The organism is Microbacterium terrae, from assembly GCF_017831975.1.
Lineage (GTDB): Bacteria > Actinomycetota > Actinomycetes > Actinomycetales > Microbacteriaceae > Microbacterium > Microbacterium terrae.
This window is the reverse complement of the sequence record NZ_JAFDSS010000001.1, coordinates 1,915,000-1,940,668: the sequence shown is the minus strand read 5'-3', so window position 1 is coordinate 1,940,668 and position 25,669 is coordinate 1,915,000. Positions and strand designations below refer to the sequence as shown.

At 71.1% G+C, this 25,669-nt stretch carries 24 protein-coding genes; 19 read left to right on the top strand and 5 right to left on the bottom strand.

From position 1 onward, the window contains the following. The first annotated feature begins 129 nt into the window (after positions 1–129). Entirely contained in the window at positions 130–2,217 is a 2,088-nt protein-coding gene (locus JOD63_RS09025) for a PhoX family protein (protein WP_157003934.1), read from the top strand. Positions 2,218–2,260: 43 nt separating this feature from the next. Here the strand turns inward: JOD63_RS09025 and JOD63_RS09020 are convergent, their stop codons facing one another. After that, positions 2,261–3,082: a DUF1206 domain-containing protein gene (locus tag JOD63_RS09020; protein ID WP_052682384.1), complete on the bottom strand. Its 822-nt coding sequence runs from the start codon at positions 3,080–3,082 to the stop codon at positions 2,261–2,263. Next, a complete protein-coding gene (locus tag JOD63_RS09015) occupies positions 3,079–4,590 on the bottom strand; it encodes an alanine/glycine:cation symporter family protein (RefSeq protein ID WP_045274662.1) in 1,512 nt (503 codons plus the stop codon). Before JOD63_RS09015 ends, JOD63_RS09020 begins: the two co-directional genes overlap by 4 nt. A 65-nt stretch (positions 4,591–4,655) precedes the next feature. On the opposite strand from JOD63_RS09015, the gene JOD63_RS09010 reads away from it, so the two are divergent. From JOD63_RS09010 to rbfA, 5 genes are all read left to right on the top strand, one after another. After that, positions 4,656–6,491 carry a lipase family protein gene (locus JOD63_RS09010; RefSeq protein ID WP_052682386.1) on the top strand — a complete coding sequence of 612 codons (1,836 nt, stop codon included), beginning with the start codon at positions 4,656–4,658 and terminating at the stop codon, positions 6,489–6,491. 144 nt (positions 6,492–6,635) lie between these two features. Continuing rightward, positions 6,636–7,625, top strand: a complete 990-nt coding sequence (nusA, locus tag JOD63_RS09005; RefSeq protein ID WP_045274663.1) for a transcription termination factor NusA — start codon at positions 6,636–6,638, stop codon at positions 7,623–7,625. Positions 7,626–7,654: 29 nt separating this feature from the next. Then, entirely contained in the window at positions 7,655–7,906 is a 252-nt protein-coding gene (locus JOD63_RS09000; RefSeq protein ID WP_084613372.1) for a YlxR family protein, read from the top strand. 92 nt (positions 7,907–7,998) lie between these two features. Continuing rightward, positions 7,999–10,785 (top strand): translation initiation factor IF-2, encoded by a 2,787-nt coding sequence (gene infB / locus JOD63_RS08995; protein ID WP_211088082.1) that lies wholly within the window; start codon positions 7,999–8,001, stop codon positions 10,783–10,785. A 57-nt stretch (positions 10,786–10,842) separates the two neighbouring features. Further along, positions 10,843–11,277: a 30S ribosome-binding factor RbfA gene (gene rbfA, locus JOD63_RS08990; RefSeq protein WP_045276082.1), complete on the top strand. Its 435-nt coding sequence runs from the start codon at positions 10,843–10,845 to the stop codon at positions 11,275–11,277. Positions 11,278–11,334: 57 nt separating this feature from the next. On the opposite strand, the gene JOD63_RS08985 is transcribed toward rbfA, so the two are convergent. Beyond that, positions 11,335–12,648: a glycosyltransferase gene (locus tag JOD63_RS08985; RefSeq protein WP_045276083.1), complete on the bottom strand. Its 1,314-nt coding sequence runs from the start codon at positions 12,646–12,648 to the stop codon at positions 11,335–11,337. 71 nt (positions 12,649–12,719) lie between these two features. Here JOD63_RS08985 and JOD63_RS08980 point away from each other — a divergent pair, with 71 nt between their 5' ends. Beyond that, entirely contained in the window at positions 12,720–13,364 is a 645-nt protein-coding gene (locus JOD63_RS08980) for a helix-turn-helix domain-containing protein (RefSeq protein WP_052682527.1), read from the top strand. A gap of 3 nt (positions 13,365–13,367) precedes the next feature. Here the strand turns inward: JOD63_RS08980 and JOD63_RS08975 are convergent, their stop codons facing one another. Continuing rightward, positions 13,368–14,234, bottom strand: a complete 867-nt coding sequence (locus JOD63_RS08975) for an HhH-GPD family protein (RefSeq protein ID WP_045276084.1) — start codon at positions 14,232–14,234, stop codon at positions 13,368–13,370. 264 nt (positions 14,235–14,498) lie between these two features. Here JOD63_RS08975 and JOD63_RS08970 point away from each other — a divergent pair, with 264 nt between their 5' ends. The 9 genes from JOD63_RS08970 to JOD63_RS08930 all read left to right on the top strand — a co-directional run bounded on the left by JOD63_RS08970 (position 14,499) and on the right by JOD63_RS08930 (position 21,868). Then, positions 14,499–15,182 (top strand): nucleoside/nucleotide kinase family protein, encoded by a 684-nt coding sequence (locus JOD63_RS08970; protein WP_045276085.1) that lies wholly within the window; start codon positions 14,499–14,501, stop codon positions 15,180–15,182. Next, the gene (truB, locus tag JOD63_RS08965) at positions 15,179–16,096 is read left to right on the top strand and encodes a tRNA pseudouridine(55) synthase TruB (RefSeq protein WP_045276086.1); all 918 of its coding nucleotides are present in this window, start codon (positions 15,179–15,181) and stop codon (positions 16,094–16,096) included. Before JOD63_RS08970 ends, truB begins: the two co-directional genes overlap by 4 nt. Continuing rightward, complete coding sequence (locus tag JOD63_RS08960) at positions 16,093–16,461, top strand: hypothetical protein (RefSeq protein ID WP_045276087.1); 369 nt, start codon at positions 16,093–16,095, stop codon at positions 16,459–16,461. The genes truB and JOD63_RS08960 overlap by 4 nt, the downstream gene beginning before the upstream one ends. A gap of 47 nt (positions 16,462–16,508) precedes the next feature. Continuing rightward, a complete protein-coding gene (locus JOD63_RS08955; protein WP_045276088.1) occupies positions 16,509–16,955 on the top strand; it encodes a hypothetical protein in 447 nt (148 codons plus the stop codon). Further along, positions 16,952–17,917, top strand: a complete 966-nt coding sequence (locus JOD63_RS08950; RefSeq protein ID WP_045276089.1) for a bifunctional riboflavin kinase/FAD synthetase — start codon at positions 16,952–16,954, stop codon at positions 17,915–17,917. The genes JOD63_RS08955 and JOD63_RS08950 overlap by 4 nt, the downstream gene beginning before the upstream one ends. A gap of 67 nt (positions 17,918–17,984) precedes the next feature. Next, complete coding sequence (locus JOD63_RS08945; protein WP_045276090.1) at positions 17,985–18,416, top strand: hypothetical protein; 432 nt, start codon at positions 17,985–17,987, stop codon at positions 18,414–18,416. Beyond that, positions 18,413–19,420, top strand: coding sequence for a deoxyribose-phosphate aldolase (gene deoC / locus JOD63_RS08940; RefSeq protein ID WP_045276091.1), 1,008 nt, complete (start codon positions 18,413–18,415; stop codon positions 19,418–19,420). Before JOD63_RS08945 ends, deoC begins: the two co-directional genes overlap by 4 nt. Before the next feature lie 58 nt (positions 19,421–19,478). Further along, on the top strand, positions 19,479–21,008 hold the full coding sequence (locus JOD63_RS08935) for an aldehyde dehydrogenase family protein (RefSeq protein WP_045276092.1): 1,530 nt from the start codon (positions 19,479–19,481) through the stop codon (positions 21,006–21,008). Continuing rightward, complete coding sequence (locus JOD63_RS08930; protein WP_045276093.1) at positions 21,005–21,868, top strand: aldehyde dehydrogenase family protein; 864 nt, start codon at positions 21,005–21,007, stop codon at positions 21,866–21,868. The genes JOD63_RS08935 and JOD63_RS08930 overlap by 4 nt, the downstream gene beginning before the upstream one ends. Positions 21,869–21,878: 10 nt before the next feature. Here JOD63_RS08930 and JOD63_RS08925 read toward each other — a convergent pair whose 3' ends face one another. Further along, complete coding sequence (locus JOD63_RS08925; RefSeq protein WP_045276094.1) at positions 21,879–22,592, bottom strand: NRDE family protein; 714 nt, start codon at positions 22,590–22,592, stop codon at positions 21,879–21,881. Between the two features lie 40 nt (positions 22,593–22,632). On the opposite strand from JOD63_RS08925, the gene coaBC reads away from it, so the two are divergent. The 3 genes from coaBC to JOD63_RS08910 all read left to right on the top strand — a co-directional run bounded on the left by coaBC (position 22,633) and on the right by JOD63_RS08910 (position 25,594). Beyond that, positions 22,633–23,847: a bifunctional phosphopantothenoylcysteine decarboxylase/phosphopantothenate--cysteine ligase CoaBC gene (gene coaBC, locus JOD63_RS08920; protein WP_045276095.1), complete on the top strand. Its 1,215-nt coding sequence runs from the start codon at positions 22,633–22,635 to the stop codon at positions 23,845–23,847. A 78-nt stretch (positions 23,848–23,925) separates the two neighbouring features. Beyond that, complete coding sequence (locus JOD63_RS08915; RefSeq protein WP_045276096.1) at positions 23,926–24,822, top strand: glycerophosphodiester phosphodiesterase; 897 nt, start codon at positions 23,926–23,928, stop codon at positions 24,820–24,822. Positions 24,823–24,949: 127 nt separating this feature from the next. Next, positions 24,950–25,594 (top strand): hypothetical protein, encoded by a 645-nt coding sequence (locus JOD63_RS08910; protein WP_052682528.1) that lies wholly within the window; start codon positions 24,950–24,952, stop codon positions 25,592–25,594. Positions 25,595–25,669 lie beyond the last annotated feature (75 nt).

Sequence of the window (25,669 nt, the reverse complement as noted above, 5' to 3'; positions counted from 1 at the left end):
TTCGCGTCGGTGCGGGCGCGGCCTGGATGAGGGCGTTCTCATCGCTCGGTCGCCTGGCGTTCAGACGCCGGACCGTCGGTGTTCGAGCACGAGGGCCATGTTCGGTCGTGACGACCGAGAGGGATCCTCATGACCATGATCGAAGACCGGCGCGCGCTGCCGATGGCCGACCACGTGCGCGGCAAGCGCTCCGCGGTGACCTGCCAGTTCAAGTGCGCGAACGCCTGCATCGGACCGGAGTGCAACCAGTCCGGCAACGAGCACTTCCGTGACATCGCCTCGGCTGCCTTCTCGCGGCGCGCTCTGCTCGGCATGGGCGCCGCTGCAGCCGTCGCCGTCGGCATCGGGCTCGAGTCCGGCGCGCCGACCTCGTCGCCCGTCGCCGCCGGTGTCGGCGGTGCCGGAGCGTCGTTCGGCGGTGGCGGCGGCGGTGCGGCGGGCCGCGGGCTCGCCTTCGACGCCATCGCGCCCGTCGACCGTCTGGTCGACGCCTTCACCGTTCCGCAGGGCTTCGCCTGGGAGCCGCTCGTGCGCTGGGGCGACCCGCTGTTCAAGAAGTCGCCGGCGTTCGACTTCGCCGCGCAGTCGCCCGAGGCGCAGGCGCAGCAGTTCGGGTACAACTGCGACTACCTCGACATCATCGCCGACGGCAACCGGCGCTCGGGGGTGCTCGTCACCAACCACGAGTACGTCAACCCGGGCATCATGTTCACGCCGACGACCGATGCCGCTGAGCTCCGCCGCCGCGGAGACATCTACAAGATGGCCCAGGGCATGGCGGTCGTCGAACTCGCGCGCAAGCGCGACGGCGGACGGTGGAAGTACGTCCAGGGCGGGCGGCGCAACCGCCGGATCACGGTCGAGACGACGTTCGAGCTGACCGGACCTGCGGCGGGCTCCGACCTCGTCAAGACGAAGGCCGATCGCAAGGGTCGCCACGTCAAGGGCACCCTCGGCAACTGCGCCGGCGGCACCACTCCGTGGGGGACCGTGCTCTCGGGTGAGGAGAACTTCAACGGCTACTTCGCCTGGGCCGCCGACACCGCCGGCCAGAAGCGCTACCAGGCGAGCGCCTCGACGTCGACGTCGACCGGGTGGGAGACCTACGACCCCCGCTTCGACGCCCACAGCGCCGACTACGTCAACGAGCCGAACCGCTTCGGCTGGATCGTCGAGATCGACCCGCAGGACCCGAAGTCGACGCCCCGCAAGCACACCGCCATGGGGCGCATGAAGCACGAGGGCGCCAACGTGATCGTCGGGCGCGACGGCCACGTCGTCGCCTACATGGGCGACGACGAGCGCAACGACTACCTCTACAAGTTCGTCTCGAAGAACCGCTACGACGGGCGCAAGGGGAACTCGGCGCGCAAGCACAACATGCGCCTGCTCGAAGAGGGCGACCTCTTCGTCGCGAAGTTCACCGGCGACTCGCCGGCCGCCGAGATCACCGGCACCGGGGCGCTGCCCTCGGACGGCGCGTTCGACGGCTCGGGCACCTGGATCCCGCTCACCCGCGGCGGCCGCAGCGCCGTGCCCGGGATGTCCATCGACGAGGTTCTCGTCTACACGCGCCTGGCCGCGGACGCCGTGGGTGCGACCAAGATGGACCGCCCCGAAGACGTCGAGCCCAACCCGAAGACCGGCAAGGTCTACGTGGCGCTCACGAACAACTCGCAGCGCGGCACCGCTTCGGCGCTCGACGAGGCAAACCCCGTCACCGGCAACCGCTACGGGCACGTGATCGAACTCACCGAGACCCGGGGTCAGTCGGGCACCACCTTCGGGTGGAGCATCCTGCTCCTCTGCGGCGATCCCGCGACCAACGCGAACACGTACTTCGCCGGATTCCCCGCAGACAAGGTGTCGCCGATCTCGTGCCCCGACAACGTCGCTTTCGATTCGAAGGGCAACCTCTGGATCTCGACCGACGGCGCCCCCAGCACGATCGGCTACAACGACGGTCTGTTCCTCGTGCCGCTCGAAGGCGCGGAGCGTGGGAAGGTCCAGCAGTTCCTGGCCGTTCCGCGTGAGGCCGAGACGTGCGGCCCGGTCATCCACGACCGTGACGGCCTCGTGTTCGTCTCGGTTCAGCACCCGGGCGAGGACGGCGCCGTGGGCGCGCAGCACTCGCTGTTCCCCGACTACGGCTCGACCGCGAAGGGTGCCGTGCCCGACGCGCCGCGTCCGTCGGTGGTGCAGGTCTATCGGGCCTGATCCGGCGAGAGGACTGTGAGGGCGGATGCCGCTGAATCCGTCCTCACAGTCGCTGCAGCTTCGAGCGGCACACGAGGAACACGCCGTAGGCGATCAGCCCGATGCCGATGACGAGGCACAGCGCGGGTCCGGCCGGGAGGGCGACGAGACCGTCGATCGCGGCGTCCAGGCCGCCCGCATCCTCCGGGCTGAGCCTGATCGCGGCGACGAGGAGGAGTACTCCGACCGTGACGAGGGCGAGCCCCTTGGCCACGAACCCGATCACGGCGAGCCAGGTCACCGCCGTGCCGGCGACGCCCGACGGCAGGTCCAGCTGTTCGAGGTAGCGACGGCGCACCCCGGCGACGGCGAAGCCGATGCCCGACGCGAGGATGCCGATCCCGATCGCGCCCAGCAGCACGGGTCCGCCGGGCAGGGCGATCAGCCCCCGCGAGGCGTCTGCGACGCTGCCGTCGGGGTCGGGTCGTGCCCCGACCGCCACGGCGGCGGCCACAACGCCGAGCGCGAGGAAGACCAGGGCCTTCCCCCACTCGACCAGGCGCGCGCCCCACTTCTTCACCTCGCCGCCTCTGCGCACGAGCACGCCGTCGAGCACCTGCCAGACCGCGAGCGCGAGCAGCGCGATCGCCGCGATCCACAGCAGGACGAATCCGAGCGGCGCCCCGGCGATCGCCCGGAACGCGCCGGTCTGATCCGCCACGCCGTCGCCGCCGAACGCCACCGCGATCACGAGCACCCCGACGATGAGGTGCACCACCCCGCTCGCGACGTACCCGCCGCGCGCGGCGAAACGCAGCGCAGCGGAGTCCTGGGCCTCGCGCGCGACCCGTCTCGGCCGGGTCGACCCCTCGTGGCGGGCCGTCACTCGGCGTGCGGCGCGCCGTGCAGGTGGTCGCGGTGCTTCTCGGCCTGGTGGCGCTTGGTGGGCAGGTCGATCGGGCCGGTGACCGACAGGGCGTCCTCCCACACCTCGACGCCGCGCACGTCGGGCATGCGGTCGCGCGTGAAGACCGGATCGAGGCCCTCGCGCCGCTGCTGCGTGTAGTCCTTGAGCAGCCGGAAGCCGACACCCGACAGCAGGCCGATCGCGATGAGGTTCGTGAGCGCCATGAACCCCATGACTCCGTCGGCGAAGGTCCAGATGGCTCCGGCCGACAGCACCGACCCGACGAAGACGGCGACGACGGCGAGGATGCGGTACCCGGTGAGCACGCTTCGGCTCTGGGTGATGAACTCGATGTTCGACTCGCCGTAGTAGTAGTTGCCGAGGATCGAGCTGAACGCGAGCAGGAAGATGATGACGCTCAGCAGGATGTTCGACCAGTCGCCGAGGGCCGAGGTGACCGCCCCCTGCGTGAGCCCGATGCCCTGCTCGGCGTTCGCGAGGTCGGGCACAGACACGAGGATGATGAACGCGGTGATCGAGCACACCAGGAACGTGTCGAAGTACACGCCGAGCGTCTGCACGAGGCCCTGCTTCACCGGATGCGTCACCGCGGCCGAGGCCCCGGCGTTGGGTGCCGAGCCGAGCCCAGCCTCGTTCGAGAACATGCCGCGCCGGGCGCCGGTGAGGATGATGTAGCCGAGGGCCGCGCCGACCACCTCGTTGTAGCCGAACGCCGAGGTGAAGATCGAGGCGAACGCGGCGGGCAGCTGGTCGGCGTGGATGACCACGATCACGAGGCCGACGAGGAGGTACAGCAGCGCCATCGCCGGGACGAGGGCCTGCGTCACCGAGGCGATGCGGCGCACACCGCCGAAGACGACGAGCGTCGTGAGCACCGAGAGGGTGATGCCGGTCACCCAGGGGAGCCAGGACTGAGCCGACTCGTCGAGGCTGCCGGCGACGGTCGCCTGGATCGTGTTGGCCTGCAGCGACGAGAACGCGAGCGGGAAGCAGATGATGAGGATGATCGCGAAGACGATGCCCATCCAGCGGGCGCCGAGTCCGCGCTCCATGTAGTAGGCCGGACCCCCGCGGAAGCCGTCGCGGTCGCGCGTCTTGTAGAGCTGCGCGAGCGAGGACTCGATGAAGGCGGATGCGCCGCCGACGAACGCCATGAGCCACATCCAGAACACCGCGCCCGGACCGCCGAGCGCGATCGCCGTTCCGACGCCGGCGATGTTGCCGACCCCCACGCGGGACGCCGCCGAGATCGTGAACGCCTGGAACGACGACACCGACTGCGGCTCGCCCGACGCGTCACGCGGCGTCTTGTCGGTGAGGGTGCGGAACATCTCGGGGATGAGGCGGAACTGCACGACCCCCGACCTGATCGTGAAGTAGAGCCCGAGGACCACCACCACGGGCAGGACGATCCACGTCCACAGGTTGTCGCCCCACGTTCCCATCCAGCTGATCAGCGCATCCATCGCCCCAGTATGGCGAGGGGGCGTGCCGAGGGATACCCCCGGCCGGCCGTGCCTATCATGGGCCGATGCGCGAGGCCCGACGTCGAACCGGCACTGCGTGGAGTGCTCTTCCGCGTCTGACCGATGCTGCGCCGACCTGGGTGCTGGCGGTGATCGGAGCGGCGGCGGTGCTGCTCGGAGTGCTCATCGTGGCCCGCCCGCTCACCTCGCTGCTGCTTCTGACCGTCTACATCGGCCTGAGCGCGATCGTCACGGGGATCGCCCAGCTCGTCGCCGCCCGCCGCGCGTCGCGGTGGTCGCGACTGGTGTTCGCGCTGATCTGGATCGTCCTGGGTGTCGCCGTGCTGGTGGGCTTCGGGCGCACGCTCGAGCTGCTTCCCGACATCCTCGCCGTGCTCCTCATCGTCGGCGGACTCGCGTCGGCGTTCGACGCGATCGCAGGCGGGACCGTGAGCGAGCGCGTGCTCGCGATCTGCTGGTCGGCCGCGCAGCTCACGTTCGGCGTCCTGGCCTTCGCCTGGCCCGACGTCACCGTGCTCGTCGCCGCCGTGGTCTTCGGCATCCGGTGCCTCGTGTTCGGCGCCACGCTCCTCTTCCGGGCCATCCGCGCGTTCGCGGGCCCCCGCGCGGTGGACGGGGGAGCGGATGCCGCGCCGCCGGCGCCCTCCCGGCGCGTCGCCGGGCTGCTCGCCGCGGGTCGGTACGGGCTGTCGGCGGTGCTCGTCGCACTCGCGGTCGGCGTCTGGGGGCTCAGCTCGTGGCTCGCTGACGGGGCCCCGGTCGTCGACGCGTTCTACGACCCGCCCGCGACGGTGCCGTATGCGCACGGCGAGCTCATCCGCGCCGACGCGTTCGCCGGCCAGCATCCCGAAGGCGCCGACGTCACCCGCATCCTGTACACCACCCGTGACGCGCTGGGCGATCCCGCTGTCGCGAGCGCGCTCGTGATCGTGCCCGAGGAGCGACGGGCCGGCGCCCGGCCGGTGATCGCGTGGAACCACGGGACGACGGGCGTGGCGCGCGGGTGCGCGCCGAGTCTGCGCGATGCGTCGGCGACGAAGTGGGCGATCCCGGCGCTCGACGACGCGATCGACCGCGGCTGGGTGGTGGTGGCATCCGACTACTCCGGCCAGGGCGCCCCCGGCGTCTTCCCCTACCTCATCGGGCGAGGCGAAGCGCGCTCGTCGCTCGACGCGGTGCTCGCCGCGCGTCAGCTGCCCGGGCTGGCGCTGTCGGAGCGCACCGTCGCCTGGGGTCATTCGCAGGGCGGGCACGCGGCGCTGTGGATGTCGCAGATCGCCGCGGACTACGCGCCCGGCATCGAGATGCTCGGCACGGCGGTGCTCGCGCCGGTCACCGATCCGCTGGCGCTCGCGGAGGAGGCGACGGCCCGGGACGACGACATCCTCCTCACGATCCTCATCTCGTGGGTGCTCGTCCCGTACGCCGACACGTATCCGAACGTCGACGTCTCCGACTACGTCGCCTCGGGCGGCGAGACGATCGTGCGCGAGATGACGCAGCGATGCCCGAGCGAGCCGGGGGTGGTCGTGTCGATCGCGACGGGACTCGGAGTCTCGGAGGACCGCCCCCTCTACGTCGAGGACCTCACCGCCGGAGCACTGGGGGAGCGGCTCGCCGACAACGCCGCGACCGGGCCGTGGGAGACGCCGGTGCTCGTGACCTGGGGCGACGCCGACGAGGTGATCCCGCCGCATCTGCAGCAGGAGTTCGTCGAACGGCTGTGCGCCGACGGCGTCCAGGCCCGGTGGGTGATCTTCCAGGGGTACGATCACCTCGCCACGCTGCTTCCGCGGTCGCGGTTCCTCCCCGTGCTCACCCGCTGGACGCAGGCGCGGTTCTCGGGCACCGACGCGCCCGTCGACGACTGCAACCGCTGACCGGCGATCCGGGCGGTGCATCCTCTGGTCGTCGTCAGGCCCGCCCTCCAGGCCCTTCCCAGCACCGGCGCTCCCGGCATCGGGTAACGTTGTAGGGTTCCGGCGGCAGGTAGCGCCGGTGAGAGCTGAATACGGAGGCCTGATATGGACATCGATCTCGGACTGCTGCGCACGGTCGAGCGTGAGAAGGAGATCCCCTTCGACGAACTCGTCCGGATCATCGAACAGGCCATCCTGACCGCGTACGCGAAGCACACCTCACCCACCGGCGAGCTGCCCGAAGGCGCCCGCGCGGAGCTCGACCGCAAGACCGGTCACGTCGCCGTCTTCATCCCCCTGCTCGACGAGGAGGGCGCCGTCATCGGCGAAGAGGAGTCGACCCCCGAGGACTTCGGTCGCATCGCCGCCTTCGCGGCCAAGCAGGTCATCAGCCAGCGTCTGCGCGACATCGCCGACGACGCCGTGCTCGGAGAGTTCCGCGGCAAGGAGGGCGACATCGTCGCCGGCGTCGTGCAGCAGGGCCCGAACCCGCGCATGGTGCACGTCGACCTCGGCACCGTCGAGGCGATCCTCCCGCCCGAGGAGCAGGTTCCCGGTGAGGAGTACGCCCACGGGTCACGCCTGCGCGTTTACGTGACGAGCGTCGCCAAGGGCACCAAGGGGCCGCAGATCACGGTCTCGCGCACCCACCCGGGTCTCGTCCGCAAGCTGTTCGCCCTCGAGGTGCCCGAGATCGCGGCTGGTCTCGTCGAGATCGTGTCGCTCGCCCGCGAGGCCGGCCACCGCACCAAGATCGCCGTCAAGGGCAACGACCCGTCGATCAACGCCAAGGGCGCCTGCATCGGCGAGCTCGGCCGCCGCGTGCGCGCCGTCACCGAGGAGCTCGGCGGCGAGAAGATCGACATCGTCGACTACGACCCCGAGCTCGCGAAGTTCGTCGCCAACGCGCTGTCGCCGGCCAAGGTGACGTCGAGCTTCGTGCTCGATGCGAACATCAAGGCCGTGCGCGCGCTCGTCCCCGACTACCAGCTGTCGCTCGCGATCGGCAAGGAAGGTCAGAACGCGCGTCTCGCCGCGAAGCTGACCGGAGCCAAGATCGACATCCAGCCCGACAGCATCCTCGAAGACGCCTGACGCGCGACGCTCCAGCGTCGAGGTGTAAGATGATTGCCGTACGAACGTGCGTCGGATGCCGCACGCGTGCTCCCCGATCCTCCCTTCTCAGGGTGGTGTCCATCGATTCCGTCCTCGTCCCCGACGAGCGCGCGTCGTTGCCCGGGCGAGGCGCGTGGGTGCACGAGACGCCCGAATGCGTGGATGCTGCAGTCAAGCGCCGCGCTTTCGTGCGGGCATTGCGTGTGTCAGGCCCGCTTGACACGCAGACCATCGAACAGTTCCTACAGCGAAAAGGCTGAACGGCTATGGAAACAAAGTGAACGGCTCGAAATGAGACCCGTCCGCGAGTAACGGTCTGCCCTGTCCGGGGTAGGCCCCAGACAGGAGAATTGTGGCAAAACCACGCGTGCACGAGATCGCTTCCGAACTCGGCGTCGACAGCAAGGTCGCCCTTGCGAAGCTGAAGGAGCTCGGCGAATTCGTCAAGAGCCCCTCCTCGACCATCGAACCCCCGGTCGCCCGTAAGCTCCGCGCCGCCCTCGAGGCAGACGGTGTGAGCACCGGCGGCGCCGCTGCGGCACCCGCCGGTCGCCCGGCCGGTCGCCCCGGTCCGGCGCGTCCCGCGGCTCCGGCCGCCGGCGGTCGCCCGACCCCCGGTCCCAAGCCCGGTCCGACCAAGCCCGCCGAGCCCGAGGCTCCGGCGGCTCCGGCTCCGGCCCCCGCCGCACCGGCTCCGGCTGCTGAGGCGCCCGCGGCTGCTGCTCCGGCTGCGCCGGCCGCAGCCCCTGCCGGCGACGGCCCGAAGCCCGGCGGACCCGCTCCCGCGGCCCCCCGCCCCGGCGGCGGATCGCCGCGCCCGGGCAACAACCCGTTCGCTTCGGCGCAGGGTATGGGTCAGCGTCCGGCGGGTCCCCGCCCGGGCAACAACCCGTTCGCCTCGGCCCAGGGCATGGGCCAGCGTCCCACGCCCGGCAACATCCCGCGTCCGCAGGCTCCGCGCCCGGGCGCCCCGCGTCCCGGCGCTCCGCGTCCCGGCGGTGCCGGTCGTCCCGGTGGCGGCGGTCGTCCCGGAGCCCCGTTCCAGCAGCGTCCCGGCGGTCCCGGTCGTCCCGGCGGTGCCGGCGGCTTCCAGCGTCCCGGTGGCGCTCCCGGTGCCGGTGCACCCGGAGGCGGCGGCTTCGCCGGTCGTCCCGGTGGTGGCGGCGGTCGTGGCCGTGGCCCCGGCGGTGGCACCGCCGGTGCGTTCGGCAAGGGCGGCGGCAAGTCGAAGCAGCGCAAGTCGCGTCGGGCGAAGCGCCAAGAGTTCGAGATGCGGTCGGCACCGGTCGTCGGTGGCGTCAACGTCTCGAAGGGCAACGGCGAGATCATCCGCCTGCGTCGCGGCGCATCCATCGCCGACTTCGCCGACAAGCTCGAGGCTCTGCGCGGCTACACCGTGCAGCCCGGCACGCTCGTGACGATCCTCTTCAACCTCGGCGAGATGGCCACGGCCACCGAGTCGCTGGACGAGGCGACGTTCGAGGTGCTCGGCGCCGAGCTCGGCTACAAGATCCAGATGGTCTCGCCCGAGGACGAGGACAAGGAGCTCCTCGAGGGCTTCGGTCTCGACCTCGAGGCCGAGCTGGAGGCGGAGAACGAGGAAGACCTCGAGATCCGGCCTCCGGTCGTGACCGTCATGGGTCACGTCGACCACGGTAAGACGCGCCTCCTCGACGCGATCCGCCAGACCAACGTGGTCGCGGGTGAGGCCGGTGGCATCACCCAGCACATCGGTGCATACCAGGTGTGGACCGAGCACGAGGGCATCGAGCGTGCGATCACCTTCATCGACACCCCGGGTCACGAGGCGTTCACCGCCATGCGTGCCCGTGGTGCGCAGGTGACCGACCTCGCGATCCTCGTGGTCGCCGCCGACGACGGCATCATGCCGCAGACGGTGGAGGCGCTCAACCACGCCCAGGCGGCGAACGTGCCGATCGTGGTCGCTGTCAACAAGGTCGACAAGCCCGACGCCAACCCGGCCAAGGTGCGCCAGCAGCTCACCGAGTACGGTCTGGTCGCCGAGGAGTACGGCGGCGACGTCATGTTCGTCGACGTGTCGGCCCGTCAGGGAACCGGCATCCAGGAACTCCTCGATGCCCTCCTGCTCACGGCTGACGCCGGTCTCGACCTCACGGCCAACCCGAACAAGGCAGCCCGTGGTGTTGCGATCGAGGCGAAGCTCGACAAGGGCCGCGGCTCGGTGGCCACGGTGCTCATCCAGTCCGGAACGCTCCGCGTCGGTGACGCGATCGTCGCCGGCACCGCATACGGACGCGTCCGTGCGATGGCCGACGAGAACGGCGACCCGGTCGAGGAGGCCTACCCGTCGCGTCCCGTGCAGGTGCAGGGTCTGAACTCCGTGCCGCGCGCCGGTGACACCTTCATCGTGACCGAAGAGGACCGCACCGCCCGCCAGATCGCCGAGAAGCGTGAAGCGGCCGAGCGCAACGCGCAGCTGGCCAAGGCCCGCAAGCGCATCTCGCTCGAGGACTTCACCCGTGCTCTCGAAGAGGGCAAGGTCGAGTCGCTCAACCTCATCATCAAGGGTGACGTCTCGGGTGCCGTCGAGGCGCTCGAGGAGTCGCTCCTCAAGATCGAGGTCGACGAGTCGGTCCAGCTGCGGATCATCCACCGCGGTGTGGGTGCGATCACCGAGTCCGACATCAACCTGGCGACGATCGACAACGCGATCGTCATCGGCTTCAACGTCCGTCCCGACACGAAGGCGCGCGAGCGCGCCGCCCGTGAAGGTGTCGATGTCCGCTTCTACTCGGTCATCTACAACGCGATCGACGATGTCGAGCAGTCGCTCAAGGGCCTGCTCAAGCCGGAGTTCGAAGAGGTCCAGTCGGGTGTCGCCGAGATCCGCGAGGTGTTCCGCTCCTCGAAGTTCGGCAACATCGCCGGTGTCATCGTCCGCTCGGGCACGATCACGCGCAACGCCAAGGCGCGCGTCATCCGCGACGGCGTCGTGCTCGCCGATGGCCTCGCCATCGAGTCGCTGCGCCGCTTCAAGGACGACGTCACCGAGGTCCGCACGGACTTCGAGTGCGGTATCGGCCTCGGCAAGTACAACGACATCCAGATCGGCGACGAGATCGAGACCACAGAGATGGTCGAGAAGCCGCGCGGCTGATCGATCGACCGTGAGGGGCGCCTGCGGGCGTCCCTCACGATCCCCAGGGAGTTCATCATGTCTTCAGAACGTCAGGCGCGCCTCGCCGACCGCATCCGCGTGCTCATCGCGGAGCGGCTCGAGAAGGGGCTGCGCGACCCGCGACTGGGCTTCGTCACCATCACCGATGTGCGGGTGACCGGAGACCTGCAGCACGCGTCGGTCTTCTACACGGTGCTCGGCACCGAGGAGGAGCGTCTCGCCTCGGGCGAGGCGCTGCGCTCGGCGACCGGGATGCTGCGCAGCGAGGTCGGGCGCAAGCTCGGCGTGCGGCTCACCCCGACGCTCGAGTTCATCCCCGACGCGCTGCCCGACAACGCCGGGCACATCGAGGATCTGCTCCGCGAAGCGCGTCAGCGCGATGCCGACGTGGCGGGGATCGCCTCGAGCGCGGCGTACGCCGGCGACGCCGACCCGTACGTCAAGCCGCGCGAGCTCGACGACGAGGACTGAGTCCGTACAGAGGGCCGGGGATCATGAGGGTCCCCGGCCCTCAGTGCGTCTTCGTGGTCACTCCGGACGCGGAGCGGTGGCACGCGGTGCCCGGTGCGCGGCGATCGAGGCGTCGACGACCGAGGCGAATCCGACGGCGTGCGATGCGGCGCGGATGTCGGCGCCGATCTCTCGCGCCGCCGTGCGATAGCGAGGATCGGCGAGCACCATGCGCACCGCCTTCTCGATCTGCCGCGCCGTGGGCCGCTGCGTCTTGAGGTTCACCCCGGTGCCCGACCACGCGATGCGTGCCGCGACCTCGACCTTGTCCTCCTTCCCGGGAGCGACGACGAGAGGAACGCCGTGGGCGAGCGCGAACTGGGTGCCGCCGTACCCGCCGTTGGTCACGAAGACGTCGGTCTTCGGGAAGAGGTCGGCATACGGGAGGAACTCGGCGGCGCGCACGTTGGAGGGAAGGGGTCCGAGCTCCTCCACCGGGGTGCCGCCGGTCGAGACCACCACGAGCACGTCCGCACCGGCCAGGGCGCGGATGGTCGGAAGGATCAGCTCGTTCGGGTCGTCGTTCGCGATGGTCCCCTGGGTGACGTGGACGACGGGACGCTCACCCGTCAGGTCGCCCCACCACGAGGGGTGCGCAGCGGCGGGTGCGGCAGCGCCGACAGGTCCGGTGAACACGAGGCTCGCGGGGGCGTCGGGTCGCGGGTACTCGAATCGCGGCACGGTCAGCTGGCACACGGCGTCGGCACGCGGGAGCCAGTCGAGGACGGGTCCCGACAGTGCGGCGCCGAGCGCCCGGACCGCGATCTCGTCGGCCGCGGCTTCGACAGGACGGAACATGCGCTGCGTCGCCATGCGGAGGATTCCGTTTCGGATCCGGCCGACAGCACCGCCCAGCGGCGCGAGCCCGAGCCCGAAGGGTGCGAGCCCGGGGCCCGGGTAGCTCAGGGGGACGACACCGGCGACGACGACGGGGACGCGCTGCTTCGGGTCGGACTCGACGAGGAGCGCGGCGCCGACGAACAGCGGGTCGCACACGACCGCATCCACGTCGCCGGCGTCGATGAGGTCGCGGAGGGCCGCGTGCTGATGCTCGCCGGGTCGCACGAAGATGTGCTCGAAGTCGAAGGCGATCGCCTTCGCAGGCGACATCGCCGCGCGTTCAGGGAAGGCGGCGGTGACGCCGCGGTCGTCGAAGTCCACTGCGGCGGGGAGGGGCACGTGCTCCGCACCGGCGCGGAGGACCGCATCAGCGAATCGCGACCCGGTCAGGAATCGGACGCGATCGCCGCGGTCGACGAAGTGGCGGACGAGGGGGAGGAGGGGTGCGACGTGCCCGTGGATCGGGACCGCCGCGAACAGGATGTCGGACATCGGCGCGGATCTTTCGCTAGTAGAATCGGATGCAGGCATCGAGTATTCACTACAGGAGTACAGTAGTCAATATGGTTTCACAGGACGGCGCACGCCGGTATACCTCCCAGCTGCGTTCCGAGCAGGCTGCGGCGACCCGCGAGAGAGTCGTCGACGCGGCGTCGGCGCTGTTCGCCGAGCGCGGGTACGCGGCCACGACCATGCCCGAGATCGCTCGCCGAGCCGGGGTCTCGACAGAGACCGTCCAGGCCAATGGGCCGAAGCAGGCGCTCCTGCGCGCCGCCATCAACGCGTCGACGTTCGGCGGCGATGACGACACCGACGCCCGCTCGACGGAGCTGGGAGCCAGGATGCTCGCCGTGTCATCCGGCGCGGAGGCCGTGGCGGTCTGCGCTGCGGTCCTCAGCGGGATCAACGCCTCGGTCCACGGCCTGTGGCTGTCGTACGCCGAGGCCGCGCGGCACGACGAGGGCATGGCGGCCGATCTCCGCGGATACGCGGCCCGCATCCGGGAGCAGAACACGTCGATGATGAGCGTGTGGGAGGCCCGCGGATACATCCGACAGGACATCCCCTTCGACGCGGTCGTCGATCGCACCGTGCTCGTCGGATCGGTCGAGCTCTACGACCGCGCGGTCCGCATCGGCGGGCAGTCCGTCGATGAGTACACCGCGACCCTCGAAGGCCTGCTGGCGGATCTGGTGCTGCCGCGGTGAGACTCAGCGCGGCAGGCGCAGCATCCCGTCGGTCGCCTCGACGAGGCCGTCGACGATGAGCGAGTCGACGGCGCGGTCGCGCTGTCGAGGGTCTGCCCAGTCCGCCGCGACCAGCTTCGCGGGCAGTTCGTGGCCCGCCCCCTCCCGCAGCGCCTTGAGCACAGCACCGCGCGCCTGGCGGTCACTGCCCTCGTAACGCGCCTGTCGCCGTCGTGAGTCGCCCGTGTCGGGATAGCCCGCCGCACGCCATGCGCAGGCGTGCGCGATCGGGCACGAGTCGCATCGCGGTGAGCGCGCCGTGCACACCGTCGCGCCGAGCTCCATGGCGGCTGCGTTGAACGTCGCAGCCTCCGCGTCGGCCCGGGGGAGCAGTGCCTCCATCGCCGCGAGGTCGCCCTTCGCCGCCGGCCCCGGCTGGCTGCGTGCGTCGACGGCGCGCGCGATCACGCGACGCGTATTCGTGTCGACGACCGGATGCCTGTCGCCGTAGGCGAACACCGCCACGGCCCGCGCGGTGTAGTCGCCGATTCCGGTCAACGCCAGGAGTGCATCGACCTCGCGCGGCACGACGCCGCCATGCCGGTCGCAGATCTCGATCGCAGCGCGGTGGAGCCACAGCGCTCGGCGGGGGTAGCCGAGGTTCGCCCATTGCGCCACCGCGGCCGCGGGCGGAGCGTCTGCCAGCGCCGCAGGGGTCGGCCAGCGCTCCAGCCACGCCTCGAGGTGCGGCACGACGCGGTTCACCGGCGTCTGCTGCAGCATGAACTCGCTCACGAGCGTTCCCCAGGCCCCGAACCCCGGTCGCCGCCACGGCAGATCCCGTGCGGTGCTCCGGTACCACGCGTTCAGCGGCGTGGCGAGGTCGGGCATCCGTCCAGCGTACGCGGAGGGGACGACCGCCTCCCTCGCTGCGCTCCCCGCCTCCCTCGCTGCGCTCCCCGCCTCCCTCGCTGCGCTCACCGCCGGCCACGTTCGCCGCTTTCACCTCCGTGGCTTCCATCTCCGCGGCTTTCACCGCCGCGCTGGCCACCGCCGCGCCATCTCCGCGCGGATATGGTGCTTCGGCCCCCGTTGGGAGCGGTGGCGTGCCGGGGGCACGAACGGGTGCCACCGACCCGCCGTAGGCTGGAAGCCATGCGCCTGCCCGTCACCCCTGTCACCACGGTCTGGAGGCGACTGCGCGACGACGTGCAGCGCCGGTACCCGGGCGGCCGGGTCGTCGTGGCTGTCGACGGGGTCGACGGCGCGGGCAAGAGCGCCTTCGCGACCGGGCTCGCCGACGTGTTCGGCGAGATCGGGGTCGCTGCGTTCTGCGCGAGCATCGACGGCTTCCACCGCCCGCGCATCGAGCGCTACCAGCGCGGCCGGCGCAGCCCCGAGGGCTTCTACCGCGACTCGTACGACTACGCCACGTTCCGCCGAGTGCTCTTCGATCCGTTCCGCGACGGCGCGCAGACGGCGGGCACGACCGGCTTCCAGCTGTCGGCCTTCGATGTCTCGCGCGACGCGCCGGTCGAGTCGGAGTGGGTGACCGCACCGCTCGATGCCGTGCTGGTGGTCGAGGGCATCTTCCTCCACCGCCCCGAGCTGCGCGATCTCTGGGACTGGTCGCTCTGGCTCGACGCGCCCTTCGCGACCACGTACGCGCGCATGGCCCGGCGCGACGGATCCGACGCCGATCCCGACGCGCCCGCGAACGCGCGATACCGCCTCGGCCAGCAGCTCTACCTCGACGAGGCTCACCCTCGCGAGCGAGCAGACGTCGTCGTCGACAACACCGACCCCGCGCATCCGCGCATCGAGGAGACCCGCCGATGACCCCCCGAAGAGATGCACCGAAGCCCGAGGCGTGCGTGCTGCTCGTCGACAAGCCGCAGGGCATCACGAGCCACGACGTGGTCGCGCGCGCCCGACGTGCCCTCGGCACCCGCAAGATCGGCCACGCCGGAACGCTCGACCCGATGGCCACCGGCCTGCTCGTGCTCGGCGTCGAGGGGGCGACGCGACTGCTCACCTACGTCGTCGGCCTCGACAAGACGTACGAGGCGACGATCCGCCTCGGCGTCGCGACCGACACCGACGACGCCGAGGGCGAGACGGTGGCGACGACGGATGCCGCCGGCGTCACCCGCGCCGCCGTCGATGCCGGCATCGCCGCCCTCACCGGCCGGATCTCGCAGGTGCCGAGCACCTTCTCGGCCATCAAGGTCGACGGTCGCCGCGCGTACGACCTGGCGCGCGCCGGCGAAGAGGTGCAGCTGAAGGCGCGCGAGGTGACCGTATCGCGCTTCGACGTGCTCGCCGAGCGCCGACCGGACGATGCCGCCGTGATCGACCTCGACGTCGTCGTCGACTGCTCGAGCGGCACCTACATCCGCTCCCTGGCGCGCGACCTCGGCGCGGCGCTCGGCGTGGGCGGCCACCTCACGGCGCTGCGCCGCACGCGCATCGGATCGTTCGACGTCGCAGAAGCCACCCTCGTCGCCGACATCGCGGATGCCCCGCGGATGGCTCCGGCAGACGCCGCGACCGCCGTGCTCGCGCGGTTCGACGTCACGGCCGACGAGGCGCGCGACCTGCGCCACGGCAAGCGGCTCACCGGTGCCGGCGCCCGCCTCGTCGCCGTGCCGTCCGCCGCGGTCGACCCGGGCGGCGTGCTGGTCGGCATCGTCGAGCGCCGCGGCGACGACGTGAAGAGCGCCCTCAACATGCCCGGGGAGGCGGCACGATGATCCTGTGGTTCACCCTCGTCGTCGTGGTGGCGGCATCCGTCGCCGGTGTGCTGTGCGTCGTGCTCGGACTCGCGGGCCGGCGCCCGAGCGACCTCACCGTCGGGGCCCTCGCCCTGGTCGAGGTGCTGCTCATCGTGCAGGTCGTGATGGCGATCGTCGCGCCGTTCACCGGCAACACTCCGACCGGAAGCGCCCTGGAGTTCTGGGTGTACCTGGTCTCGGCGGCCCTGCTGCCGATCGCGGGGGTGGCGTGGGCCCTCCTCGAGCGGAGCCGGTGGAGCACGGTGATCATGGGAGTCGCGGCCCTCGCGGTCGCGGTCATGGTGTGGCGGATGTGGGCGATCTGGACCATCCAGGTCGCCTGAGCCCCGCGGCGCCGGTCGGCTCGGACGCGAACTAGGATTGACAGGTCATGTCGTCGCCCGCCGCCCGCCCCCGCATGACCGGTATCGGTCGCGTCCTCGTCGTCGTCTACGCGATCATGGCGCTCGCCGCCACCGGTCGGTCCTTCGTCCAGGTCGTCGAGAAGTTCGACCAGGCTCCGCTCGCGTACTCGCTCTCTGTCGTGTCGGCGCTGGTGTACATCCTGGCCACGCTCGCCCTCGTGTTCGCGGGCTCCCGCCGGTGGTACATCGTGGCGTGGGTGGCCATCGTGTTCGAACTCGTCGGCGTGATCGTCGTCGGCACCCTGAGCCTCGTCGCGCCCGACCTGTTCGCGCACCCGAGCGTGTGGTCGTGGTTCGGCATGGGCTACCTGTTCATCCCGCTCGTGCTGCCGTTCTTCGGCCTGTGGTGGCTGATCACCCATCGCCCCGCCGTGGGCGAGCACACCGGCGATCCGGCCGCGGTGGCGTCGTGATCGTCTTCCGCTCGCCGTCGGAGGTGCCCGCCGGCTTCGGGCCGTCGGTCGTCGCGATCGGCAAGTTCGACGGGGTGCACACCGGACACCGTGCGGTCATCGATCGGGCACGCGTGGATGCCGCGGCGATCGGCGCGAAGATGGTCGCCATCACCTTCGACCGCAACCCGCTCGCGCTGCTGCGACCCGAGATCTGCCCCGACAGCCTCGTCGGTGTGCAGCAGAAGCTGCGCCTGCTCGCGGCATCGGGCGTGGATGCGACGCTGATGCTCACCTTCGACCGCGCGCTCGCCGATCTGCCGGCGCGCGAGTTCGTGGAGCACGTCCTCGTCGGGGCGCTCGACGTGCAGGTGGTGCTCGTCGGGAACGACTTCCGGTTCGGCCACGGCGGGGCGGGCGATCCGGCCATGCTGCGCGAACTCGGACGCGAGTTCGGCTTCGAGGTCGACGTGGTCGAAGACGTGCGTGCCGTCGAGGGGCGTCGCGCCTCGTCGACGTGGGTGCGCGAGCTCCTCGCGGCGGGCGACGTCGCGACGGCCGCGAAGGTGCTCGGACGACCGCACGCCGTTCGCGGCGAGGTGGTGCACGGACTCAAGCGGGGTCGCGAACTCGGCTTCCCGACGGCGAACCTGTCAGCGGAGCTCGAGGGCTTCGTGCCCGGCGAGGGCGTGTACGCCGGATGGCTGGTCGACGAGGGGATGTCGACGGATGCCGGTGACCTCCGCTCCAGCATCCGCTACCCCGCCGCGATCAGCATCGGCACCAACCCGACGTTCGACGACGTCGCCACGCGCCAGGTCGAGGCGTACGTGCTCGACGAGACCGACCTCGATCTCTACGGTCACCGCGTGGAGGTGCAGTTCGCCGACCGCGTCCGCGGCATGGTCGCCTTCGAGGGGATCGACGCGCTCATCGCGCAGATGACCGACGACGTCGCGCACGTGCGGTCGACGCTCACCTGATCATCCGCCGCCGTCGAGGTCGCCGCCGACCGTAGACCGTCGGAGACACCCGCTCTACGATCGAGGCGTGGACGTCGACGTCATGCTCGTCGCCGCGGCGTCGGCCGCTGCCGACACCGTGAACCTCTGGGGTGCGCTCGGCTGCGCCGTCGCGTACTCGGCTTCGCTCCTGGCCACCCTCGACGCCTTCGCCGACCTGATCCTCGCCCGAGGCGACTCGCCCGCCGGGCGGCTCACCGCCGGCGTCGGACTCAAGTTCGCGTCGAAGCTGGCCGCCGCGGCGATCGCCGTGGTCGCCGCCGGCATCGTGCTCGCCCTCGACGGCAACTGGTTCGCCTTCGGCTCGCTGACGGTGGCATTCCTCGTGATCGTCGGCATCGGCGTGATCGTGCTCCTGCGGCACTCGCACGGGCTCGCGGCATCCGTCGCCGCTCCCGCATCCGTACCCGCCCGCTACGCCCAGCAGGCAGCGGCGCCCCCGATCGAGGAGGACCGATGACCCGGACCGAACTGCAGACGCTCCCGGAGCGGGCGGTGGAGCTGCTCGGCGGCGAGCCCGACGACACGACGCTCCGCCGCTACCTGCACGGCCTGGCGGGCGTCGACGCCGTCGGGCTGGGGCAGCGGGCGGCCGACCTCGGCACGCGCTCGATCAAGACCACCTCCAAGGCCTGGGCCCTCGATCGGATCATCGAGCTGATCGACCTCACCACCCTCGAGGGGGCCGACACCCCTGGCAAGGTGCGGTCGCTGGTCGCGAAGGCGTTGAATCCGGATGCGTCGGACCCGACGTGTCCGCGAGTTGCGGCGGTGTGCGTGTACGGCGACATGGTGCCGCACGCCGTGGCGGCGCTCGGCGCCGCGCACGGCGACCCCGACGACGGGGGAGTCAGCGTGGCGGCCGTGGCGACGGCGTTCCCGAGCGGCCGGGCGTCGCTCGCGATCAAGCTGGCCGACACCGCCGAGGCCGTGGCCGCCGGCGCCGACGAGATCGACATGGTGATCGACCGTGGGGCGTTCCTCGCCGGGCGCTACGGACAGGTGTTCGACCAGATCGCCCAGGTGAAGCAGGCGTGCCGGCGCGCCGACGGGTCGTACGCGTCGCTGAAGGTGATCCTCGAGACGGGCGAGCTGACCACCTACGACAACGTCAAGCGCGCCTCGTGGCTCGCGATCCTGGCGGGCGGCGACTTCATCAAGACATCGACCGGCAAGGTGCAGCCCGCGGCGACCTTGCCCGTCACGCTGCTCATGCTCGAGGTCGTGCGCGACTGGCACGCGGCGACCGGCGAGAAGATCGGTGTGAAGCCCGCCGGCGGCATCCGCACCTCCAAAGACGCGATCAAATACCTCGTCACGGTCGCCGAGACCGTCGGCGAGGAGTGGCTGCAGCCCCACCTCTTCCGCTTCGGGGCGTCGAGCCTCCTCAACGACGTGCTGCTGCAGCGGCAGAAGCTGCGGACCGGTCACTACACCGGCGCCGACTACGTGACGATCGACTGATGCCCACCCTCGCAGCGGTCCCCGAGCCCGTCGCCCGGCGGCAACCGAAAGGTCTGGAATGAGTTTCCTCGAGTACGCCCCCGCACCCGAGTCGCGCGGCATCCTGAATCTTCGCGACGACTACGGTCTCTTCATCAACGGCGGGTTCCGCGCCGGCGGCGGGTCGCCCTTCGCGACGATCTCGCCCGCCGACGAGCAGCACATCGCGACCATCGCCTCGGCCTCCGACGACGACGTCGACGCCGCGGTCGCGGCGGCGCGGCGCGCGTACGAGCGCACCTGGTCGAAGATGAGCGGACGCGATCGCGGGAAGTACCTGTTCCGCATCGCGCGCCTCGTGCAGGAGCGGGCGCGTGAGCTCGCGGTCGCCGAGAGCCTCGACAACGGCAAGCCGATCAAGGAGAGCCGCGACGTCGATGTGCCGCTCGTGGCCGCCTGGTTCTTCTACTACGCAGGGTGGGCCGACAAGCTCGACTACGCCGGCCTCGGCCCTGATCCGCAGGCCCTGGGCGTCGCCGCGCAGGTGATCCCGTGGAACTTCCCGCTGCTGATGCTGGCGTGGAAGGTCGCGCCCGCTCTCGCGGCGGGCAACACGGTCGTCCTCAAGCCCGCCGAGACCACGCCCCTGACCGCGCTGCTGTTCGCCGAGATCCTGCAGCAGGCCGACCTGCCTCCGGGGGTCGTCAACATCATCACCGGTGCCGGGGCGACCGGCGCGGCGCTGGTGCGGCATCCCGACGTCGACAAGGTCGCCTTCACCGGTTCGACCGCCGTCGGGCGCGAGATCGCGAAGGCGGTCGCGGGCACGGGCAAGAAGGTCACCCTCGAGCTCGGCGGCAAGGCCGCGAACATCATCTTCGACGATGCGCCGATCGACCAGGCTGTCGACGGCATCGTGACCGGCATCTTCTTCAACCAGGGTCAGGTGTGCTGCGCCGGCAGCAGACTGGTGGTGCAGGAGTCGATCCACGACGAGGTGGTCGACCGGCTGAAGCGCCGCCTCTCGACACTGCGCCTGGGCGACCCGCTCGACAAGAACACCGACATCGGGGCGATCAACTCGGCGGAGCAGCTCGCGCGCGTGCGCGAGCTCAGCCGCATCGGCGAGGAAGAGGGTGCCGAGCGGTGGACCGCCGACTGCCCGATCCCCGACCGGGGGTTCTGGTTCGCGCCGACGATCTTCACGGGCGTGCAGGCGAGCCACCGCATCGCCCGCGACGAGATCTTCGGTCCGGTGCTCTCGGTGCTCACCTTCCGCACGCCCGCCGAGGCCATCGCCAAGGCGAACAACACGCCGTACGGACTGTCGGCGGGGATCTGGACCGAGAAGGGGTCGCGCATCCTCGCCGTCGCCGACAAGCTGCGCGCGGGCGTCGTGTGGGCCAACACGTTCAACCGGTTCGACCCGTCGTCGCCGTTCGGCGGCTACAAGGAGTCGGGCTACGGCCGCGAGGGCGGCAAGCACGGGCTCGCGGCGTACCTGAAGGGCGCGTCCTCCCCGTCGCGCTCCCGAGCGCTGAGTGACGGCGGCGGGACGAGACGCGCCGCGACGAAACGCGCCGAGTCGAAGAAGGGGATCCGCGCATGAGCAAGCGGCTGGCCGTGCCCAAGACCTACAAGCTGTACATCGGCGGCGCGTTCCCGCGCAGCGAGTCGGGTCGCACGTACGAGGTCGCCTCGCCGGCGGGGGAGTTCCTCGCGAACGCCGCACTCGCCTCGCGCAAGGATGCCCGCGAGGCGGTCGTGGCCGCGCGGGCGGCGGTGTCGCCGTGGTCGGGCGCTACCCCGTACAACCGCGGCCAGGTGCTGTACCGGGTGGCGGAGATCCTCGAGGGCCGCCGCGCCCAGTTCGTCGACGAGATCGTTGCACAGACCGGCGTCTCGGCGGCGGTCGCCGGCGCCGAGGTCGACGAGGCGACCGATCGCTGGGTCTGGTACGCCGGGTGGTGCGACAAGTTCGCGCAGATCGCCGGCAACGGCAACCCGGTCGCGGGTCCCTACTTCAACATCTCGGTGCCCGAGCCGACCGGCGTCGTCGGCGTCGTCGCGCCGCAGGACACGGCGCTGGTCGGCCTCGTCTCGGCGATCGCCCCCGCGCTCGTCACTGGCAACGCCGTGGTCGTGGTCGCCGCGCAGCGGCATCCCCTCTCGGCGATCAGCCTCGCCGAGGTGCTCGCGACCTCGGATGTGCCGGGCGGCGTGGTGAACGTGCTCACGGGCTCGCCGGCGGAGATCACGCCGTGGCTGGCATCGCACCCCGACGTGCACGCGCTCGACCTGGTCGGAGCGGGCGAGTTCGACTGGGTCGAGTACGAGATCGCCGCAGCCGAGACGCTCACCCGGGTGCTCCCGCCCGAGAGCGGGGCGGATGCCGCGGCTCCGAGTCTCGCCCGCATCGCGGCGTTCACCGAGACGAAGACGGTCTGGCACCCCAAGAGCCTCGTCTGACCGCCGAGGGTCAGAGGTCGAGTCCGCCCCAGTGACCGGGCTCGGACAGCTCGCCGTAGTGGACATCGACGTCGCCCTCCGACACCGCGGCGACGCACGCGAGGAGCGACAGCGTGGGATAGCCGTACGGACGGTTGTCGCGGATGATGGCTGCGTCGTCGGTGCTCTCGAGCGCCGCGGATGCGGCCAGGAGATCGATCCACGGCCCGTACCAGTGCGGGCCGGGGGCGGGCGGCGTATCGCGGAAGGCCGGAAGCCAGCGCGCGATCCTCGGCGTCGACGGATCGTCGGGGTCACCGTGCGCAATCATGTGCGTGCCCGGAGCGAGGCCGATCCTGCGCACCTGCGTCCCGTCCCACGTCGTGACGACGGTGCGCGGGCCGTCGACCGAGACGAGGTTGAACCCGTGGGTAGCCGGGTCGTCGGCGGGCGAGCGGCCGGCGACGGCGTCGAGGACGATGCCGCCGCGCGAGCGGATCTGCGACTCGGGCCTCCCTGTGACGTCGGCGCGATTGAGCAGCACCGCGAGGCGCCCGGCGGCCGGTTCGGCCGCCAGCCACGCGCCGCCGGCGCGCACGTCGCGCACCCCGACGACGCCGGCATCCGCCTCCGGCCACCAGCGCCCCAGCGGGTTCCACGGGCGCGCCGGATCCTCATCGCGCACGGCGAGCAGTCGTGTCGGCTCGGTCTCGTCATCGGGGACGTGGATGACCACGGTGCACATGGCGGTCCTGTCTGTGTGGGGCTCATGCCAAGATCGGAGGGTGTTCGTCGTCGTCGGAGTCACGGGCGGGATCGCCGCCTACAAGACGGTGCACCTCGTGCGCCTTCTGGTGAAGGGGGGTCATGAGGTCCACGTCGTGCCGACCGAGGACGCCGTGCGCTTCGTCGGCCTGCCGACCTGGGAGTCGATCAGCCGGCATCCCGTCACGACCTCCGTCCATGACGACGTCGCCCGTGTGCGGCACGTCTCGCTCGGCCAGTCGGCCGACCTCGTGATCGTGGCGCCGGCGACCGCGAACAGCCTGGCGAAGATGGCCGCGGGTCTCGCCGACGACCTTCTCGGTACGACCCTACTCGCCACGACAGCACCGGTCGTCGTGGCTCCGGCCATGCACACCGAGATGTGGCGACACCCCTCCACCCAGGCGAACATCGCGACCCTCAGCTCCCGCGGCGTCACGATCGTCGGGCCCGCTGAGGGGGAGCTCACCGGCGGCGACAGCGGCCCCGGACGCATGACCGAGCCGGAGGAGATCCTGCGGGTCGCGCTCGCCGCCGCTCCCTCGGCGGACCTCGCGGGCGTCTCGGTGGTGGTGAGCGCCGGCGGCACCCGAGAGCCGATCGACCCGGTGCGCTTCATCGGCAACCGCTCGAGCGGGCGGCAGGGGGTGGCCGTCGCGCTCGCCGCAGCCGAGCGCGGAGCCGAGGTGACGCTCGTCGCGGCCCACCTCGACGCGGGCGTGCTGGGCGACGCGCAGGCGCACCCGCGGGTGCGCATCGCGCACGTCGGCACGGCGGGGGAGTTGGCAGAGGCGATGACGGATGCCGCGGCCGCTGCCGATGTCGTCGTGATGGCGGCCGCGGTCGCCGACTACCGGGTCGCGGAGGTCGCACCGCGGAAGCTCGCGAAGGAGGATGCCGACGGCGGACTGACGCTGCACCTCGTGCAGAACGACGACATCCTCGCGGGCCTCGTCCGTGGGCGCCGGCCCGGACAGGTGATCGTCGGCTTCGCCGCAGAGACCCCGGGCGAGGGGGAGACTCTCCTCGAGCGGGGCCGCCGCAAGGCGGCGCGCAAGGGCGCGGACCTCCTCGCCGTCAACGAGGTCGGCTGGTCGGTCGGCTTCGAGTCGACCGACAACGCGGTGTCGCTGCTCACCGCCGACGGCGACGTCGTGGCCGAGGTCGCGGGCTCGAAGCGAGCTGTCGCTGACGCGCTCTGGGACGAGGTGAACGGCATTCTGAACAAACAGTAACGAAAAGGTAACGACGCATGTAAAGTGGTCGCACCCCGTCGACGGTGACGGGGAAGCAGGACCCGGAGGACATGCCCGATGCCCCACCCCGCCGTACCCGAGCGCGCCCGCGAACCGCTCCACGCCCTCGTCGTCGTGTGCGTGCTCGCCGTCGCGAGCATCGTCATCGCCTTCCTCGGGGCGACCCCCGTGCGGGTGAGCTCGAGCGAACTGCTCGGCGACGTGCGCACGCCCGGCGACGACGCGTTCATCGCGAGCCACCGCGGCGGGGGAGCCGCAGCGCCCGAGAACACGCTGCCGGCGATCCGAGCCGCGCTCGCGCGCGGCTACGACTACGTCGAGGTCGATGTCGTGCTCACCCGCGACCGCCGCCCGGTGCTCATGCACGACTCGACGGTGGACCGCACCACCGACGGCTCCGGGCGCGTCGCCGACCTCACGCTCGATCAGGTGCGTGCGCTCGACGCCGGCTCGTGGTTCCACGAGGAGTTCACCGGAACCCCGGTGCCGACTCTCGCCGAGTTCCTCGACGAACTCGCGCGCAGCGGTCAGCGCGCGATCATCGAGCTGAAGGGGGAGTGGGACGCGGATGCCGTGACCTCCGCCGTCGCCGAGATCGATGACCGCCGCCTCGAGCGGCGGGTGGCTGTCGCGAGCTTCGACGCACGCCCGCTCGCCCTGTTCGCCGCGGCATCCGAAGTCATCCCGCGCATGCTGATCCTCAAGAACCTGCCCGACGACGTGGTCAGCGCCGCAGCGGAAGCGGGCGTGCGCGGGATCATCGCCGACCGCAAGGCCGTGCTCGCGCGACCCGAGGTGATCGACGAGGTGCACGCGGCCGAGGTGCGCATCGTGGTCTACACGCTCAACAGCGACACGCAGTGGGATGCCGTGACCGCGCTGGGCGTCGACGGCATCGTCACGGACGATCCGCGCACGCTGTCGGACTGGCAGCGCGGGAACGCCGACCGCTGACGCGTCCGGTGAGCCTCCGGCGGGGCGGATCTCGACTCGGCGACGATGTCGCATCGAGTCGGCCACGGTTCGGTCGCCGCGGTGATGAGCGGGCTAGGGTCGAAGTGCACTGAGCCGGAGGTGGACCATGCGCATCGCAACAGCGGCAGCGACGGCGGCGATCGTGCTCGCCGCATCCGTCGCGCTCGTCGGATGTCAGCCCGAGCCGAGCCCCGGTGGCGCGGCGACGCCCACGCCGATGCCGTCCGCGACGACGTCGGCCACGCCGTCGGCGACCACCGAGGCGCCGAGCCCGTCGCCCGAGCCGACGGAGCAGCCTGCCGCGTCGATCGTGCCCGGGGCCTGCGAGGACGCGTACTCTGCGGCGATGCTCGCGCAGCTCAATGGCGCGATCCCCCCGCTGAACGACCCCGGGATCACCATGGTGTCCACGCAGAACGTCGATCTGCTCGAGATGCTCGACGGGGCCACGACGCTGCGCTGCACGTGGGGTTCACCGAGTGAGACGGGCATCTCGACCAACATCACCGCGGTCGACACCGCGCAGGGGGCAGACATCCTCGCCACGCTCGAGTCCGCCGGATTCGCATGCCAGGTCCTCGCCGGAGGGACGATCTGCACCATGGAAGAGCGCGGGATCACCCAGGACGACCTCGAATACGCCTTCGGCGAGTCGCACTTCGTCGGCGACGGCGGATGGGTCACGACCAACTGGCTGAACACCGACATCACCGGGTACACGGAAGACATCGTCGCGAGCCTCTGGGGCTGAGCGGCGCCGATCCGCTAGAATCACCTCGGGGACCCCGTCGTCGACGTCGCAGCTCGCTGAAGCGAGTGCCCGCGG